The sequence below is a fragment of the Marseilla massiliensis genome (assembly GCF_016899955.1).
GTDB classification, from domain to species: Bacteria; Bacteroidota; Bacteroidia; order Bacteroidales; family Bacteroidaceae; genus Prevotella; species Prevotella intestinigallinarum.
On the sequence record NZ_JACJJL010000016.1, the window covers coordinates 1 to 17,388 of the forward strand.

A 17,388-nucleotide genomic window follows, 5' to 3' on the forward strand; every position below is an offset into this window, starting at 1 on the left:
CGTCTCTTGCCAAGAGAAACACAACAACAGTTGGCATCCGGCTCTCCGGCAGCCACGGCAAGGCATGAAAAACCAAAATGAACAAGATGGCGACACAGGCCCACCCTCTGCCTGCCGCGAGCCATTCCGCCATGAGGCAGCCACCACACACAATTGCCACCGCTGCTTCTGCAACAATCAGCCTGCACTTGCCGCATGCCATGGCAAGCGTGCACCAAGCGTCCGAAAGCGCACTGCCCTCACGGCGGCAAGGCGCACTGATGAAACCCGCCGGCCACAACCCACGAGCAATGATGAAGATAGAAAAAGACAATGGTGTGCATCGACCGAAATCAATGCACACCATTGCAAACCGAGCCCCGCCCCGACGACACAACGGCGAGGGGGCCGCGGCAAACACAGTCAGTAGACCCGCGGGCCGAAAATGGTGGTCCCGACGCGCACCATGGTGCTCCGGCACTCAACGGCAATGTGGTAATCATGGCTCATGCCCCACGACCGCTCGCAGAAAGCGTCGTCCGACGGGAAATAAGCCTGCTTCACCTCGTCGAAGAAGTCGGCTGCCTTGGTGAACTCGTCGCGCAGCTGACGCTCGTCGTCAACAAACGAGGCCATCATCATCAGGCCGCATATCCGCACATTGGCCAGCCCGCGCCATTCGCCGTCGGCCAGCAAGCTGCGGCAGGCATCGAGCGTAAGGCCATACTTGGTGGCCTCTTCGGCTATGTGAAGCTCGAGCAACACGTCGATGACGCGGCCGCAACGGGCTGCCTGCTTGTTGATTTCCTTAAGCAGCTTGAGCGAGTCGACCGACTCGACCATAGATATGTACGGAGCGATATACTTCACCTTGTTAGTCTGCAAGTGGCCGATGAAATGCCAGCAGATGTCTTTCGGCAGCGCCTCATACTTCCTGGCGAGCTCCTGCTCGTGGCTCTCGCCGAAGATGCGCTGCCCCTCGGCGTAAGCCGCCTCGATATAGTCAGCAGGGTGAAACTTGCTGATGGCCACCAGCCTGACTCCCTCGGGCAGGCTGTCTCTCACCTCGCGCAGGTGTCGCTTCACGTCGTAGTCCATGTCACTGCTGCTCATATTCCGGCTTGTCGTCGGCCTCTTTCTTCTTATACTCAAACACATCCATCAGCTGCGTCTCGGCAACCGAAGCTATGACATAGTCAATCATGGTGCCCCCCATGACCTCGTCTATATTGCGCACGGCAGCGTTGAGCGTGCCCGCGTTGACCAGATAGTTTACGTTTGAGCGCTTTTCCTTGTCGGTCTTCTCGTCGATAGTGATAAACTGCAGCTTCGTCTTATACCATCGGTCGGCCGAATCGTCGTCGCTGAAGAATATCTCCTTGTATGCCGCCTTCTTTATGTCGGCCACCTCAAACTCGCCGCTTATGTAAGCCGACATCTCTTCCATGATGCGCTGCTCGGCCTCGGTGAAGCTCAGCGCGTCTACGGTATAGGTCTCTGTCACTTTCTTCTGCATTCCGTCCTCCATGGTCTTTTCGTAACGGATCTTGCACTCAAACCATTCTGCTGTTCTACTTCTCATATATATATTTGTAAATCAATGTCTTGTCAAGGGCCAACTGGCGCGCTAACGCAACCCGAAAGCCGTAACGGCTTACAAAAGTAACGCATTTAATCGAAAGCAGGGCATGGAGCGGGGAAAAATATGTTAAGGCGCAGTTCTATATTCCATGCCGGACGGACTGAGGCTGCCATGGCCACGAGGCGCCAAGCCACAGCAAGCCCGACACTCATTATCTTAATGCACACAGGCAACCGGGCATTGCCACTATAGGCGCCGACGCCTTGCATGACGCCCGTTTCGCCAAGGCCGGCGGCACAAGCCCGCCCCACTGATGCCAACCGACGCCCCGAACATCATAGGCCCGCGGCAACCTCTGCCGCCACGCCACACAAGGCTCTTCGCCCCGGGGCGCAAAGTAGCTGAGTGCCAGCGGGTTGCCCACACAGGCCGTTCGGCAGCACGAAACGGGTCGTTCGGCATTGCAAAACGGCCCGTATGACGCTGCAAAACGGCCCGTACGACAGAGGCGCCGCCGGCAGTCCGCTGCGCCACACATATGGGCGACATGGGCTGACAAGCGCCCACAGCCCGCCCAAGGGGCTGCTGCGCCACCGGCCGGCAGCCGCCGGGCCGGGGCAAAGGCACCGCCGCAAGGCAAGCTAACTATTTTTATCATTTTGTCCGAAGAAAGTTTTTATTATTCCAATTAATAATATTACCTTTGCATTTAGTTTCTATTTCACAAGAAAGGACAAACAAAATGCCTGACATTTCAATCCGAGGGCTCGAGATGCCCGAGTCGCCCATCAGGAAGCTGGCGCCTCTGGCAGCACAAGCCAAGAGCCGCGGCATCAAGGTATACCACCTTAACATAGGCCAGCCCGACCTGCCCACGCCGCAAGTGGGGCTCGATGCGCTGAAGCATATCGACAGAGACATATTGGAGTACTCGCCGTCGCAAGGCTACCTGAGCTACCGCCAGAAGCTGGTGGGATACTACAAGAAGTACAACATCAACGTGAGCCCCGACGACATAATCATCACTTCGGGGGGCAGCGAGGCTGTGCTCTTCGCGTTCATGTCGTGCCTCAACCCGGGCGACGAGATAATAGTGCCCGAGCCCGCCTATGCCAACTACATGGCATTCGCCATCTCGGCAGGGGCAAGGATACGCACCATCGCCACCACGATAGAAGAAGGTTTCTCGCTGCCAAAGGTCGAGAAGTTTGAAGAACTGATAAACGACCGCACGCGGGCCATAATGATTTGCAACCCGAACAACCCTACGGGCTACCTCTATACGCGCCGCGAGATGAACCAGATACGCGACTTGGTGAAGAAATACGACCTATACCTGTTTTCCGACGAGGTTTACCGCGAATACATTTACACCGGCTCGCCCTACATAAGCGCATGCCATCTGGAAGGCATCGAGAACAACGTGATTCTAATCGACTCAGTGTCGAAGCGCTATTCTGAATGCGGCATACGCATAGGGGCGCTCATAACAAAGAACGAGGCCGTAAGGCGCGCGGTGATGAAGTTCTGCCAGGCACGCCTGTCGCCGCCGCTCATTGGCCAGATAGTGGCCGAAGCATCGCTCGACGCGCCCGAAGAATACTACCGCAACGTCTACGACGAGTATGTAGAGAGGCGCAAGTGCCTTATCGACGGGCTCAACCGCATACCGGGGGTTTACTCGCCCATACCCATGGGCGCATTCTACACTGTGGCCAAGCTGCCAGTAGACGACAGCGAGAAATTCTGCCGATGGTGCCTCACCGACTTCAACTATGAGGGCGAGACGGTGATGATGGCCCCGGCGAGCGGGTTCTACACCACACCCGGAGCCGGCATAAACCAGGTGAGGATAGCCTACGTGCTGAAGAAAGACGACCTGACACGGGCGCTCACCGTGCTGAGAAAAGCCCTCGAAGCCTACCCCGGACGGGAGGATAAAGAACTATAAAACAAATCTGTGACATGACACTGGGAAAGCTGAACCTGCCGCTGTTCTTGGCAAGGAGGATTTACAAAGACAAAGGCGACAAGTATAAGGTGAGCCGGCCGGCCATCCGCATAGCCACCATCGGGGTGGCCATAGGACTGGCCGTGATGGTGGTGACGGTGTCGGTGGTGCTGGGTTTCAAGCACACCATACGCGACAAGGTGGTTGGCTTCGGCAGCCACATACAGGTGGAGAACTTCCTCGCGCTGCAAAGCACCGACCCCTACCCCATCTGCGTGGACGACAGCCTGATGCGGGTGCTGCGGTCAACCGATGGCGTGAAGCACGTTGAACGCTTCGCGCTGACGCAGGGCATACTGAAAACCGACAGCGACTTTCTCGGCATGACGTTCAAGGGCGTGGGCCCCGAATACGACTTCACGTTCATAAGGCAAAACCTCGTGGCTGGCGACATACCTGAGTTCAGCGACCAAAGCAGCCACTACAAGCTGCTCGTGTCGCAGATGACGGCCGACAAGCTGAAGCTCGCCGTGGGCGACAAGGTGTATGCCTACTTCATCAGCAACAACGACGTGAGGGCCAGGCGATTTACCGTCAGCGGCATATACCAGACCAACCTCACGCTGTTCGACCAGAGCCTGTGCTTCACCGACCTTTATACGGCGGTCAGGCTCAACAACTGGCTCGACGGCCAATGCACAGGGGCAGAAATCACAGTGGCCGACTTCGGCAGGCTCGAAGAGACGGCGGCAAACGTGGTTGAGCGCGTAAACAGGACGCCCGACAAGTATGGCGACATACTGACATCGCAGACAATAGACGAGGCTTACCCGCAGATTTTCTCCTGGCTCGACCTGCTCGACATCAACGTGTGGATAATACTGGCACTCATGGTTTGCGTTGCCGGATTCACGATGATATCTGGACTGCTCATCATCATACTCGAACGCACGCAAATGATTGGCACGCTCAAGGCCCTCGGGGCGCGCAACAGCACAGTGAGGCACACGTTCCTGTGGTTTGCCGCGTTCATAATAGGGCGCGGACTGCTGTTCGGCAACATCATAGGCATAGGCATTGTGCTGCTTCAGGAATACACCGGGGTGGTTAGCCTCGACCCGACCTCATATTACGTGAGCACGGCACCGATGGAGCTAAACGTGCCATTCATCGTGCTTCTCAACGTGGCGACACTGCTCATCAGCCTGTTCGTGCTTATAGCACCAAGCTACCTGATATCGCATATCCACCCCGCCAAATCCATGAGGTACGAGTAAATAAGTGCACAGTTTATTTTGAGATGTGCAGGAAATGCCTTACCTTTGCACAAAATAATTTCTTTTGTGCAATGAAAACATTCCAAAGCTTCAATTCATATATTGAGAAAAGCATTGTAGACAACTGGTATAAAGATGCCCTTACCGACTATAAGGGCATCACACTTCAGTACCACGACGTGGCCCGCAAGATAGAAAAGCTGCACATCCTCTTTGAAAACAGCGGGGTGAAACGCGGCGACAAGATTGCCATCTGCGGGCGAAACAGCGCCAACTGGGCCGTCGCCTTCTTCGCAACGCTGACTTACGGCGCCGTGGCCGTGCCCATCGTGCATGAATTCAACGCCGAACAGATACACAACATAGTCAATCACAGCGAATCGAAACTGATGTTTGTCGGCGACGTAGTGGCCAAGACAATCACTCCCAAGGAGATGCCTGCACTCGAAGGCATCATCAACATACCCGACTATTCGCTCATGGAGTCGCGCTCCGAGCAGCTCACGTTTGCCCGCGAGCACCTTAACGAACTGTTCGGAAAGAAATATCCCAACGCTTTCAGGGCCAAACACATCAATTACCACCACGACAGCGCCGAAGAACTGGCACTGATCAACTACACCAGCGGCACCACCGGATTCTCCAAGGGGGTGATGCTTCCATACAGAGCGCTGTGGGGCAACCTCGACTTCTGCCTCGACGCAATAGGCAGCCACGTGGCTCCCGGCTCGCGCACACTTAGCATCCTGCCAATGGCACACATGTACGGAATGGCTGTCGAGTTCATCTTCCCATTCTGCCACGGCTGCCATCTATTCTTCCTCACAAGGCTTCCGTCGCCCGCCATCATTGCCCAGGCTTTCGCAGACATAAAGCCGGCCATCGTCATATCCGTGCCGCTGATCATCGACAAGATTATACGCAAGGCCATATTCCCCAAAGTACAGAACAACAAGATGAGGCTTCTGCTCAACATGCCGGTAATAAGCAAGAAGGTGAAGCAGAAGATTTGCGAGCAGGTGCTGGGCGTATTCGGAGGCAACGCATACGAAGTGGTGGTCGGAGGAGCCGCGCTCAACCAGGAAATAGAGTCGTTCCTGACAAGCATCGATTTCCCCATCACTACGGGATACGGCGCTACCGAATGCGCACCGCTGATCACGTTCAGCGACCACAACGACTTCGCGCCGGGCAGCTGCGGCACGCCCGTGGCACACATGGAGGTGAAAATAGACAGCCCCGACCCTGAAAACGTGCCGGGCGAAATCATCACCAGGGGCACAAACGTGATGCTGGGATACTACAAGAACGAAGAGGCCACACGCGAGGCGCTCGACAAAGACGGATGGTATCACACCGGCGACCTGGCCACGATGAGCAAAGACGGGCACGTATTCATCCGCGGACGCATAAAGAACATGCTGCTTGGCGCCAACGGACAGAACGTTTACCCCGAAGAAATAGAAGACAAGCTCAACTCGATGACCATGGTCAACGAGAGCCTCGTGCTGCAACAGGGCGACAAACTGTTCGCACTGGTCTACCCCAACATGGAAGAGGCCCACTCAATGGGCTTCAACAACGAAGACCTGGAAAGCATAATGGAGCAAAACAGGCAGGAACTCAATGCCATAATGCCCGCTTATTGCAAGCTCTCTGCAATCAGGCTGCACCCTGAAGAGTTTGAGAAAACACCCAAGAAGAGCATAAAGCGGTATCTATACAAGGACATAGAATTGTGACAAACCTAAGCACAAATGGAACAAGCACAGAACTTCAACGCAATCATAGAGAAAGCCATAGTCGACAACTGGGACCTCGATGCACTCACAGACTATAAGGGTGTGACACTGCAATTCCACGACGTGGCACGCAAGATAGAAAAGCTGCACATACTGTTTGAGAACGGCGGCGTGGCCAAAGGCGACAAGATAGCCCTCTGCGGGCGCAACTGCTCGCACTGGGCAGTGGCTTTCCTTGCAACGCTGACCTACGGGGCAGTGGCCGTGCCCATCCTTCATGAGTTCACGGCAGAGCAAATCCACAACATCGTAAACCACAGTGAAGCCAAGTTTCTGTTCGTTGGCGATGTGGTGGCAACCGTCATCGACGAGGCCAAAATGCCCATGCTGGAAGGCATCATCAACATACCCGACTATTCACTGGCAGTGTCGAGGACAGAGAAACTGACGTATGCGCGCGAGCACCTCAACGAGATGTTCGGCAAGAAATACCCGAAATACTTCCGGAAAAACCACGTTAGCTACTACCGCGAGAAGGATGGCGAAGAGCTGGCGATGATAAATTACACCAGCGGAACGACGGGATTCTCAAAGGGAGTGATGGTTCCCTACCGCGCGATATGGAGCAACTACGACTTCGCCGAGGCCGCATTGGGCGACATTGTGAAGCATGGCGACAACACAATAAGCATCCTGCCCATGGCACACATGTACGGCATGGCCTTCGAATTCCTCTTCGAGTTCCTTCACGGCTGCCATATCTACTACCTGACGAGGGTTCCCAGCCCGGCAATCATAGCCCAGGCGTTCACCGACATAAAGCCCGCCATCATCATCTCCGTACCCCTCATCATCGAGAAAATCATCCGCAAAAAGGTGTTCCCGAAGATTCAGAACAACAAGATGAGGCTTCTGCTCAACATGCCGGTAATAAACAAGAAGGTGTTGCAGAAGATTTGCGAGCATGTGACGGATGCTTTCGGAGGCCGGTTCTACGAAATCATCATCGGCGGAGCTGCGCTCAACCAGGAAATAGAGTCGTTCCTGAAGCGCATCAACTTCCCGTATACAGTGGGATATGGCTCGACAGAATGCGCGCCAATAATCTGTTACGCCGACTACAAGACATTCGCGCCGGGCAGTTGCGGGCGCGCCGCCTTGCACATGGAGGTGAAGATTGACAGCCCCGACCCCGAGAACGTGCCCGGAGAGATACTGGCAAGAGGAATGAACGTGATGCTCGGGTATTACAAAAACGAGGAAGCCACACGCCAGACCATCGACAGCGAGGGCTGGTATCACACGGGCGACCTTGGCACAATGGACAGGCAAGGCAACGTCTACATAAAAGGCCGCTCCAAGAACATGCTGCTCGGCTCCAACGGACAGAACATATACCCGGAGGAAATAGAAGACAAGCTCAACTCAATGGCCATGGTTGTTGAAAGCATCGTGGTGCAGAGAGGCGACAAGCTCGTAGGCCTTGTCTTCCCGGATTACGAAGAAGCCAAGGAGATGGGGCTCAACGGCGACGACCTGAAAGACGTGATGGAGGGCAACCGCACGGAACTCAACCAGACGCTGCCGGCCTATGCCAAGATTGCGGAGATTGAATTGGTTGAGACCGAGTTTGAGAAGACGCCCAAAAAGAGCATCAAACGATTCTTGTACAAATAAGCACAAACACAATACGGCGCCAATGATGCAATGTCATTGGCGCCGTAATTGCTTGTGTCAGAAACGCAACACTATTGTCTTGAAATAGTCTTTCAGCACGCCCCCGTACCTATTTTGAGAGTCGCTGACAAGCAACAGCACCCGCTCGCCGCCGGCAAGGCGCGGTCCGAGGCACATGCCCTCATAGTTGGCAAGGTTGTACTTGAAAAGCGACAGGCGTGTCTTGAACTCCAGCAGCTTTGCCTTGGGCAACAGGCATCCCCGAAGGCTGTCGGCAGGACTGACCACAAACAACTTGACATTGACCCAAGAGCTGAGCTTTGATGGCGATACGAAAAACTCGCGCTCCATCACCAGGAGCCTGCCATCGTCGAGAGCACACAGCTCACTGACCCCCATTGCATAATCAGACGGCTTCCTGCCGACCTCGGGCACGTCCATCTCGTAGTAGAAAAACGGCCCCGGCTTCAGGCTGTCGTCGAAACACTGAAGGCGCAGGCGGTTGCGGACAGGGGCTTCATACCCCGCCTGCCGTCCGTCGCACGGCAGAGTGCTCTCCGTGGAAAGCCAAAACCTACGGGTCGAGGTATTGTATGTCAACGCCTCGATACCGTATCTCGACCCGGCCGTGGCATACACCTCGGGCAACGCCAGCTGCTGTCCGGTCAGCAGTCCGGCCGAATCGTATTCCAACACCCTGTTGTCTTTCTCGCCACTGACATACACCCTGCCGCGTCGGGGCTCATAGGCTATGCCCTCCTGGTCGCGGTTGGGCGTGCCGGAGGAGCGGAAGCCCTTGTTGCTTACGCCCCTCACCTTACCGCTGACCGAATCGATGTCGATGTCGAACACATAGAAGCCGTCGCCCGCCGACTTGTCGCTCACCACGGCATAACGGCTGCCTCCGAGCCATGCCACGCCGCTGTAGTTGCCTGCCGGCACCGACGAGCCAAACGACCGCTGCCTGTTGACCCTTACGACTTCGATGCCGGCTGAGCCACTGTCGGGTGACTCAGCCGACTCGACGCTTGCGGGCAACAGCGCCAATGCTGCGATTGGAAGATGCGCCATACTGCCCATGGGACATCACTTTTTGAACGGACGTATTACAAAAGCGAAGTCATAGTCGCCGTAAGGCAAGCGATACTGGCGCAGAGGCTGTGCCCCCCAGCTGTTGACACAGCCCAGTCCGGCCTGGCGCTGCTGTATGTGAACCTGCGTAAGCGGTCTTGCCACCAAGTCGCCGCTGTGGTGCCCCCACACGTGCACCTTCTCCGGGCCGTCGTCAATGTCGCCGACAAGATAGTTGAGCGCGCTGCACTCCATCGGCGCATCAGACTCGAAGCTGAGTCCGCGGCCTGTCTCGGCGTCGTATACGGCAAAGAAGCGTACGTCGGTATGGTTGCCGCTCTCCTGCGGGCGGATATAGGGATAATACTGGCTTGCCACGGTTGTGTCGGCAACGATGATGAACTGGCTGCTCTTTCTGTCTGAGTAGTTCTCCACAGGGCCACGGCCATGATACATCACCCGCGAGTAACTGCCGGGCATCTGCAGCTGCATGCCATAGCGGAACATGTCTGCCACCTTGGCGCTGTCGTCGGCGTCGAGCTTCTGGCGCACCGTTATCTCGCCCTCAGCAGAAAGCCTGTATGTCATGGTAAGCCTTGACTTCACGTCTGGCATGGCAAAGACAGCCACCACACGGACATCGCCGTTGCCGGCCTCAGCCACGTCGAAGCTCACCAGCCTCATCTGCGGGCTGCGCCACACGGCAAGCTTCCGCTGCAGGTTGGCACCGTAATCATTGTCGGTGGGGGCACGCCAGAACTCGGGTTCCACCGAGCGGCGGTCTGCCAGCATGGGCTTTCCGTCGACGTCGATATAGTCTATCCAACCCGTATGCTTGCCTATCGTCATGCTCACCCCGCCGGCACTGAGGCGCACACAGGCCTCGGTCTCGGTCTTGCTCACCTTGCCTGCCGCGCCGGCCTCGGCCTTCTTGCCACCGGCAGTAGCGGCGCCGTCCACCGAGGCAAAGCCGTAGGGCCTTACAACAAACTGCTGCCGGGCAACGACCTGCCCCCTGTCGACGAGCAGACTGTCGTATTTAGATGTGAAAATAAAGTTGGCCACAAGCTCGTCTGACGGATATTTCGACTTGAACTTGCCCACGGCGTCGCGCAAACCGCTGCAAACAAACGACTTGCCCGACTGCGGGGCAATGCCGTCGACACTCACGTCGAAGCTCACCGAGTCGACCTCGCGCCCCAACCTCATCAGCACGATGCGCAGTGAAACGTCGTCGAGCGACTTGAAGAAGTTTTCGTTGAACACCTCAAACTCTCCGCGGTCAACACCCTTGTCCGTCACCCAGATGTTCTGGTAGAAATACTGCACCTCGTAAGCGTGGGGGTTAAGCCTGCGGTCGGGGGCGATGATGCCGTTGCAGTTGAAGTTGTAATCGCTTGGGGCATAGCGGCCATAGTCGCCTCCGTAGGTAAATATCTCACGCCCGGTAAGGGGGCTCTTGTCTCTCAGGCCCTGGTCAACGAAGTCCCAGATGTATCCTCCCTGGTACTTCGGGCAGCGCCTTATCATGTCCCAATATTCCTTGAATCCCCCCATCGAGTTTCCCATGGCATGGGCATACTCACACTGTATGAGCGGACGTGGGTTGTCGCCTCCTGCATATTTCTCGCAGTGGGCGTAGTCGTAGTACATCGGGCAGAAGATGTCGGTCTTGCCGTTCTGCCCGGCCTGCTCATACTGCACGGGGCGGGTGTTGTCGGCCGCCTTCACCCAGTCGTATGCCTTCTCGAAGTTTGGCCCGTAGCCGGCCTCGTTGCCAAGGCTCCACACAATGATTGACGGGTGGTTTCTGAACGACTTCACGTTGGCCTCGTTGCGCTCAAGGTGCATCTGCTCGAAATCGGCACGCTTGGCAAGCGTCTCCTTGCCGTAACCCATGCCGTGCGACTCAATGTTTGCCTCTGCCGTCACATAGAGCCCGTAGCGGTCGCACAGGTCGTACCAGCGCGGGTCGTCGGGATAATGGCACGTGCGCACGGCATTGACATTGAGGCGCTTCATTATCTTTATGTCTTCCACCATGCGCTCCACGCTCACCACATAGCCCCCGTCGGGATCCATCTCGTGGCGGTTGACACCCTTGATGAGCACGGGCTTGCCATTGACGAGCAACTGGCCGCCGCTGATCTCGATGTGGCGGAAGCCCACCTTCTGCTCGACGGCCTCAATCACACTGCCGCCCCGCTTCAACACCACGCCCAGCGAGTAGAGGTATGGCGTCTCTGCCGACCAAGCCTTGGCGCCGGCCACGGTAATAGAGCCGCTGAAGGCGCCCTTGGCAGCACAGCCATGGGCCGAGCCCACCTCGCGTCCGTCGGCATCGCGGAGCACCACCGAGAGCTCGGCTCCCTTGGCGTTGACCACCGGAATGTTGAAGTCGAGCCTGCCATCGCGCATGCCGTTCACAAGGTCTTGGGTGAAGTTGATGTCGGCGATGCGCGTCTTGGGCCGCGAATATAGGTATACCTCGCGGGCAATGCCGGTGAAACGCCAAAAGTCTTGGTCTTCAAGATAAGAGCCGTCGCACCAGCGCATCACCTGCATGGCGATGAGGTTGCGCCCCGGCTTCAGGTATTTTGTGATGTTGAACTCGGCAGCCACCTTGCTGTCTTCACTGTAACCGACATAGCGTCCGTTGACCCACAGCGTGAGGTTGCTCGTGGCCGAGCCCACATGGAAGAATACATCGCTGCCCCGCCAGTCGGCCGGCAAGTCGAATGTGCGGCGGTATGAGCCCACATAGTTTTCGGTCTGGCCGATGTAGGGCGGGTTGCTCTTGAACGTGTTGCACCATGAATAGCCCACGTTCTTGTATGTGCGGTCGCCATAACCGTTTATCTCAAACAAACCGGGGACGGGGAAGTCGGTCCACTTCGAGTCGTCGTAGCTGGGCTTGAAGAAACCTTCCGGGCGGTCATAATAGTTGCGCGCGAAACTGAACTTCCACATTCCTTCCATCGACAAATACCGGCCCGACCCGGCTTTCTGCCCCTCTCTGGCCAGTTGCTGGCTCTCATAAGGGAAGAACGCGGCCCGGCGGGGCTCACGGTTCTGCTGGTTTACGGCCGGATTCTGCCACACAGGGGCATCCGCTGCATAGGCTGACGCAGCCAGCATGCAGGCTAATGATAAAAACAAACGTTTGAACATAATATGTAAAGTTATTGATATCGTGTAACGTTGATGGCCGGCAGGCCGACCGACGTGGCCCACGGGCCTGTCGGCTGGCGGGCCAACGCAACTGCAAATTTACTAAAAATAAACCGAACGTGGGCCGGTTGGCGAAAAAATTATCGGCATGCAGGAAAATACGGAGAATGGTATTTTTTCATGACAACACAGGGGTCGCGGCGCAATACGGGCCGTCTGACACTGCCAAAACGGCCATACAGCGGGGCGAAACGGGCCTTGCGGCCGTCACGAATGGCCCGTTTGGCAGGGCTATAAAGCAAGGCTACGCCAACGCCCTGGCGCTCAGCGCCTTGACGTCAGGCGCGCCATCATGGCCATAATATGTCGCAAATCGTTACAAAATGCGTCCCCCGCCACTAAAATTTGCACGATTGATGCTTGCGTTCTGACTATTTTGATTAACTTTGCAGTAGCCCACGCTGCTGCCTGTCGGTGTGATCGCGCCGCCACGGGGCAGAGGCCGGGCTGCACTACCGCATATTACAGACTAAAACGACCACAGCGATGAACAAAGGATTGATGTGCCTGGCCCTGGCAACGGCCATGGCCGCCGCGACGGCAACAGGTGCTTATGCACAGAAGAAGAAGTTGCAGAAGCGCGAAAACTATGAGTTTACGTTCGACCTGCCGCGATATGTCGAAGAGCTGAAGACCGAACTGACCTACCCGCTCGCATGGGGCAACAGCCCGATTGGCGACTTCGGCGAGTGGAAAAAGGCGGCACGGGCCAAGGTGCTGGAATGCATGATGACCCCGCCGCGCAGGGCCGCGTCGTTCGACATGAAGGTGGTGGGCGAAGAGCGGCGCGACGGCTATACGGCGCGCAAGCTGATGTTCAACGTCAACGGATACTCGCGGGTGACAGCCTACCTGCTGGTGCCCGACGGCAAGGGCCCTTTCCCGGCCATCAACGCCCTGCACGACCACGGCGGCCACCTGTACATAGGCAAGGAAAAGATGATTCGGCCGTTTGATGTCGACTCGGCCGTGATAAAAGACGCCGACCAGTGGGCTGCCAACCTGTATGAAGGGCAGTATGTGGGCGACTACCTTGCCCGCCACGGCTATGTGGTATTCTCAATCGACGCACCCATGTGGGGCGAGCGGGGCCGCGAAGAGGGCGTTGACAGGAGCAAGTATGACATCATTGCCGGCAACATGATGATGCTGGGCCGCGACCTCAGCGCCTTCATGACTTACGACGACATGAGCTCAACCGACTTCCTTGCCACGCTGCCCGAGGTAGACAAGGACAGGATTGGGTGCATGGGCTGCTCGATGGGAGCCTACAGGGCGTGGATGCTCTCGGCCCTGAGCGACAAGGTAAGGGCCGGCGCCGCGGTGTGCTGGATGACAACCACCGACGTGCAAATGTCGGTTAAGGACAAGAAACGCGAATACGGAGGCTTTGCAAACTGCATTCCCGGCCTGCGCCAATACCTTGACTACCCGCACATTGCGAGCTTGGCCTGTCCCAAGCCCATGCTGTTTGTCAACGGCACCAAAGACCACCTGTTTCCCATCGACGGCGTTGAGAAATCGTTTGCCATAATGCACGACGTGTGGAAGAGCCAGGGGGCCGACGACAAACTGGCCACCGAGATTTGGCAGGTGCCCCACTCTTGCGGCAGGGCCATACAGGAGCGCGTGCTCCGCTTCTTCGACAGTGAACTGAAAAATGGCGGCGGCAACACTGCGAGATGAGCCGGGCCGGGCGCATGGCTACACCATGATACAACAAGACGGCGCAACACCGCCGGGCGTTACAGACAGCCCGCAGTGTTGCGCCGTTACCGTTGGGGCCGGCCGGAAGACGGTCAGGCCACACGCATGCGCCTCCAAAGCCAGTCGGGTATAAGCCGCCACAAGGCTGTGACCACGGCCCAACGCCAGTCGATGACCACGCGGTGCCTGCGCCTGTAGACAGCACGCACAGCCATGCGGGCCACGGCCTCGGGTCTCATCAGCATGGGATAGCGCGGCGAGTCGCCGAGCAGGGCCGTGGCCACAAAGCCCGGCCTGATGTCGGTAAACGAGATGTCGAGGTGGCGCATGGCCGCAAGCTGCTCGAGCGATTGCATGTATGTGTTCTGAAAAGCCTTCGTGGCCGAGTATGCCGGGGCCGCCCCGAGGCCCTTGGTGCCGGCCACCGAGGTGATGGCGGCTATCTGCCCTCCTCCGTTGGCTGCCATGTAGCGGAATGCCTCGCCCACCATGCGCACAAAGCCAAGGGCGTTGGTAGCTACAGTTGCCGTCTCGATGGTCTCGTCGAGCTCTCCGTTTTGCTTGCCTATGCCCGACGACATGAAAAACAAATCCATGCCGCCCACCCTGTCTGCCAGCCGCCTCAGCCCGGAGGCCGCGTCGGTCGACGTCACGTCGATGGCCTCGGCCTCGACCATGCCGGGCGCCGACGACTGCAAGGCCTGCAGCAAATCGAAACGACGGGCGGCGATACCTATGCGCCACCCGTCGTTGATCAATATCTTGGCAACCTCGTAGCCCAAGCCCGATGAAGCCCCGATAATTATTGCCTTCTTCATTTTATCTCAACCGTCAATGGGGTCTTGATGCCGGCCAGGGCCGAGTTGACACGCTCCTGCCATTCTGCCTGGCTGCGGCAATCATACTTGCTCCATGCCGAACCGAAGTAGTAGGTGTACTTCTGGCCGCTCTTGTAGTTGCCCACAATGCCGAGGGCATGGCCCGCATTGCCGTTGACTGGGTTGGCGTTCATCACCTTCTTCGTCTGACTAACGCCATTGGGGAAGAGCGTTGCCACGTATATCTGGAAGTTCTGTCCGGCAGGGTTGTCGGTCGGGTCGGCATACTGAATGTAGTCGGCGCCCATCACTACATTGTCTACATCCTCAGAGTGAAGCACGACTCCCGTGGCAAGGTCGGCCGGCACGGTGAGCCCGTCGTACCAAACGGTCATCTTGTTGAAGTTGGAGTTCTTGTCGAGGCTCAGTATACGGTTCTCGACAACGTTGGCATCGGTCTTATACTTCGACGGGTTGTACACCAGTTTCACGGTGAAGCGCAACGGGCCGTTGTCAAGAATCTCGTAATCCTTGTAGCAGTACGGGAACACTATGTTGTCGCCGTCTATCAATGCAGGCGTGCCGCAGCCCAAGGTGGGGCCCACCTTGTAGCAGTCGAGTCCGTTGCCCTGGTCGTAATGATATGTGGTGGCCATCTCGAGAGCCTTTGCCGCGTCGGGGTCGGTCTTCTTCAGCTGGGCAATCTTGGCCTTGCTGGTGTCCTCGATGTAATAGCGTTGCTCAACCACGAGCTCCGGGGTGTTCTTCACCCAGACATCGTTACCGAACGACTTCTCCCCCGTGCGCTGCAGTGCCGGGCCGTAGCAACGGTATGCCGCACGGTCGTTCTCCCAAGCGATGTCGTCAACGCGCTCCGGGTACATGCGGCCGTAGCATGTGTTTACAAATGTCTTCGGGGTGCCCTTCTTGAACGTAAACACGGCTGTTCCATTCGGACGCACGGCAGCATCGATGAGCACCTTGCCGTCGTAAGTTATCTGGTAAGGCACTTGCTGGCCCACAGCATTGTAAACCTGGAACTGCCTGCCGCCGCTGATGCCGAGCTTGGCAAACACGGTCTTAGCGTCGAGCTCTACCACCTCCTGGCGGAAAGAACCGAGCGTGTTGGTGACGTTTACCGTAAACTGCACGGGTGTAGCTGGCATTACGCTGCCGTCATCATACCTTACCTTCTCGCAGGCAGCCAGCAGGAAGGCCCCCGTACCGAAGTTGGTGACGTTGGCGGCTGTCAGTTTCTGGCCTTTCACGGCCTTCTCGCCGATGGGCTGCACGTAGCCCACAGAGCCGTCGTCTTGCAGAGCGACAGTAGAAAGATACGTCCATGCCTTGTCGGCCACAGGGCCGTATACGGCACGGTCGAGCAAACCGTGGTTCATTCCCCACAGCAGGCCATAGGCAAAAAATGCCGTTCCGCTTGTCTCGGGGCCTTCGGCCTGCTTGGCGTCGAGCATGGAGCGGGTCCAGTAGCCATCTTCCTGCTGGCACTTGCTGACGGCGTCGGCCAACTGACGGAAACGCTCTACGAAGAAAGCCCTGTGCCGGTAGCTCTCGGGCATGTCGGCAATGACCTTAGCCAGGCCAGCCAGCGCCCAACCGTTGCCACGAGCCCAGAAGTCTTTCTTGCCCTCGTCGGTCTTGTGTGCAGGGTAGATGTACTTGGCATCACGGAAATACAGGTGCTCGTCTTTGTCGAACATGAGGTCGTCGGCATACTTGAAGTTGGCGTAAAGCTTGTCGAGATACATCACGTCGCCGGTCGCATTGTACATCTTTGTCATCACCGGCATCACCATGTAGAGCGCGTCAATCCACCACCAGAAGTCGTTTTGCGACATGGAAGCCTCGCGGCCCATCACCTCCTTGGCACGTGCAATCTTGTAGGGGTCGGGGTTCATGGCATACATGTCGAGGTAAGTCTGGAAGCAAATCTGCCAGTCGCCGAAGAGAACATGCTGCTGGTCTTCGCCATACGTCTTGTATTGCCACTTCGACGGGTCTTGCTCCGTGGCACCGCTCCATTTGTTGTGGCGCGCCCACTTGTCGCTATACTCAAGATACTTGGCGTTGCCGGTGAGCTTGTATGCCTCCATGTTGCCGGTAAAATAGGCTGCATTGTCCCAGAAAGCGTTCACTTCGGGCTTGTTGGCAGTCTGCCAATGGGTGTTCACCTTGTCAATGATCTCAATCGTAGACAGCTGTTTTTCAGCCTTTTTCTTCTTGGCCTTGGCCCCTGCCGATGCGGGTATGAGCATCAGCGCGGCGGCCATCACACTCAGAATCTGTTTTTTTTCCATTATAGATATAGTTTTACTGTAATTCGCCATTTTCGTTA

11 protein-coding genes are annotated in these 17,388 nt (G+C 56.9%); 5 read left to right on the plus strand and 6 right to left on the minus strand.

What is annotated here, in order from left to right; genetic code table 11:
- Positions 1-402: 402 nt before the first annotated feature.
- Both H6B30_RS10045 and H6B30_RS10050 read right to left on the minus strand, forming a co-directional pair.
- Positions 403-1,077: a YggS family pyridoxal phosphate-dependent enzyme gene (locus H6B30_RS10045; RefSeq protein ID WP_205110322.1), complete on the minus strand. Its 675-nt coding sequence runs from the start codon at positions 1,075-1,077 to the stop codon at positions 403-405.
- Position 1,078: 1 nt separating this feature from the next.
- Complete coding sequence (locus H6B30_RS10050) at positions 1,079-1,561, minus strand: DUF4494 domain-containing protein (protein WP_205110191.1); 483 nt, start codon at positions 1,559-1,561, stop codon at positions 1,079-1,081.
- A 742-nt stretch (positions 1,562-2,303) separates the two neighbouring features.
- On the opposite strand from H6B30_RS10050, the gene H6B30_RS10055 reads away from it, so the two are divergent.
- The 4 genes from H6B30_RS10055 to H6B30_RS10070 all read left to right on the plus strand — a co-directional run bounded on the left by H6B30_RS10055 (position 2,304) and on the right by H6B30_RS10070 (position 8,208).
- Entirely contained in the window at positions 2,304-3,512 is a 1,209-nt protein-coding gene (locus H6B30_RS10055) for a pyridoxal phosphate-dependent aminotransferase (protein WP_205110194.1), read from the plus strand.
- 29 nt (positions 3,513-3,541) lie between these two features.
- A complete protein-coding gene (locus H6B30_RS10060) occupies positions 3,542-4,789 on the plus strand; it encodes an ABC transporter permease (protein WP_205110324.1) in 1,248 nt (415 codons plus the stop codon).
- Between the two features lie 71 nt (positions 4,790-4,860).
- Complete coding sequence (locus tag H6B30_RS10065) at positions 4,861-6,531, plus strand: AMP-binding protein (RefSeq protein WP_205110196.1); 1,671 nt, start codon at positions 4,861-4,863, stop codon at positions 6,529-6,531.
- A 15-nt stretch (positions 6,532-6,546) separates the two neighbouring features.
- Entirely contained in the window at positions 6,547-8,208 is a 1,662-nt protein-coding gene (locus H6B30_RS10070) for an AMP-binding protein (protein WP_205110198.1), read from the plus strand.
- Positions 8,209-8,265: 57 nt separating this feature from the next.
- On the opposite strand, the gene H6B30_RS10075 is transcribed toward H6B30_RS10070, so the two are convergent.
- On the minus strand, positions 8,266-9,288 hold the full coding sequence (locus tag H6B30_RS10075) for an esterase-like activity of phytase family protein (RefSeq protein ID WP_239483866.1): 1,023 nt from the start codon (positions 9,286-9,288) through the stop codon (positions 8,266-8,268).
- A gap of 6 nt (positions 9,289-9,294) precedes the next feature.
- Positions 9,295-12,450 carry a glycoside hydrolase family 2 TIM barrel-domain containing protein gene (locus H6B30_RS10080; protein WP_205110200.1) on the minus strand — a complete coding sequence of 1,052 codons (3,156 nt, stop codon included), beginning with the start codon at positions 12,448-12,450 and terminating at the stop codon, positions 9,295-9,297.
- Positions 12,451-12,996: 546 nt separating this feature from the next.
- Here H6B30_RS10080 and H6B30_RS10085 point away from each other — a divergent pair.
- Entirely contained in the window at positions 12,997-14,196 is a 1,200-nt protein-coding gene (locus tag H6B30_RS10085) for an alpha/beta hydrolase family protein (protein ID WP_205110202.1), read from the plus strand.
- Between the two features lie 113 nt (positions 14,197-14,309).
- Here H6B30_RS10085 and H6B30_RS10090 read toward each other — a convergent pair whose 3' ends face one another.
- Entirely contained in the window at positions 14,310-15,035 is a 726-nt protein-coding gene (locus tag H6B30_RS10090; RefSeq protein ID WP_205110204.1) for an SDR family NAD(P)-dependent oxidoreductase, read from the minus strand.
- Positions 15,032-17,350, minus strand: coding sequence for a BT3233 family polysaccharide utilization protein (locus tag H6B30_RS10095; RefSeq protein ID WP_205110206.1), 2,319 nt, complete (start codon positions 17,348-17,350; stop codon positions 15,032-15,034). The genes H6B30_RS10090 and H6B30_RS10095 overlap by 4 nt, the downstream gene beginning before the upstream one ends.
- Positions 17,351-17,388 lie beyond the last annotated feature (38 nt).

Coding starts and splice junctions, on each gene's coding strand:
- H6B30_RS10075 (WP_239483866.1), bottom strand. CDS start 9,288: ATGGGCAGTATGGCGCATCTTCCAATCGCAGCATTGGCGCTGTTGCCC.
- H6B30_RS10065 (WP_205110196.1), top strand. CDS start 4,861: ATGAAAACATTCCAAAGCTTCAATTCATATATTGAGAAAAGCATTGTA.
- H6B30_RS10050 (WP_205110191.1), bottom strand. CDS start 1,561: ATGAGAAGTAGAACAGCAGAATGGTTTGAGTGCAAGATCCGTTACGAA.
- H6B30_RS10070 (WP_205110198.1), top strand. CDS start 6,547: ATGGAACAAGCACAGAACTTCAACGCAATCATAGAGAAAGCCATAGTC.
- H6B30_RS10090 (WP_205110204.1), bottom strand. CDS start 15,035: ATGAAGAAGGCAATAATTATCGGGGCTTCATCGGGCTTGGGCTACGAG.
- H6B30_RS10095 (WP_205110206.1), bottom strand. CDS start 17,350: ATGGAAAAAAAACAGATTCTGAGTGTGATGGCCGCCGCGCTGATGCTC.
- H6B30_RS10045 (WP_205110322.1), bottom strand. CDS start 1,077: ATGGACTACGACGTGAAGCGACACCTGCGCGAGGTGAGAGACAGCCTG.
- H6B30_RS10085 (WP_205110202.1), top strand. CDS start 12,997: ATGAACAAAGGATTGATGTGCCTGGCCCTGGCAACGGCCATGGCCGCC.
- H6B30_RS10055 (WP_205110194.1), top strand. CDS start 2,304: ATGCCTGACATTTCAATCCGAGGGCTCGAGATGCCCGAGTCGCCCATC.
- H6B30_RS10080 (WP_205110200.1), bottom strand. CDS start 12,450: ATGTTCAAACGTTTGTTTTTATCATTAGCCTGCATGCTGGCTGCGTCA.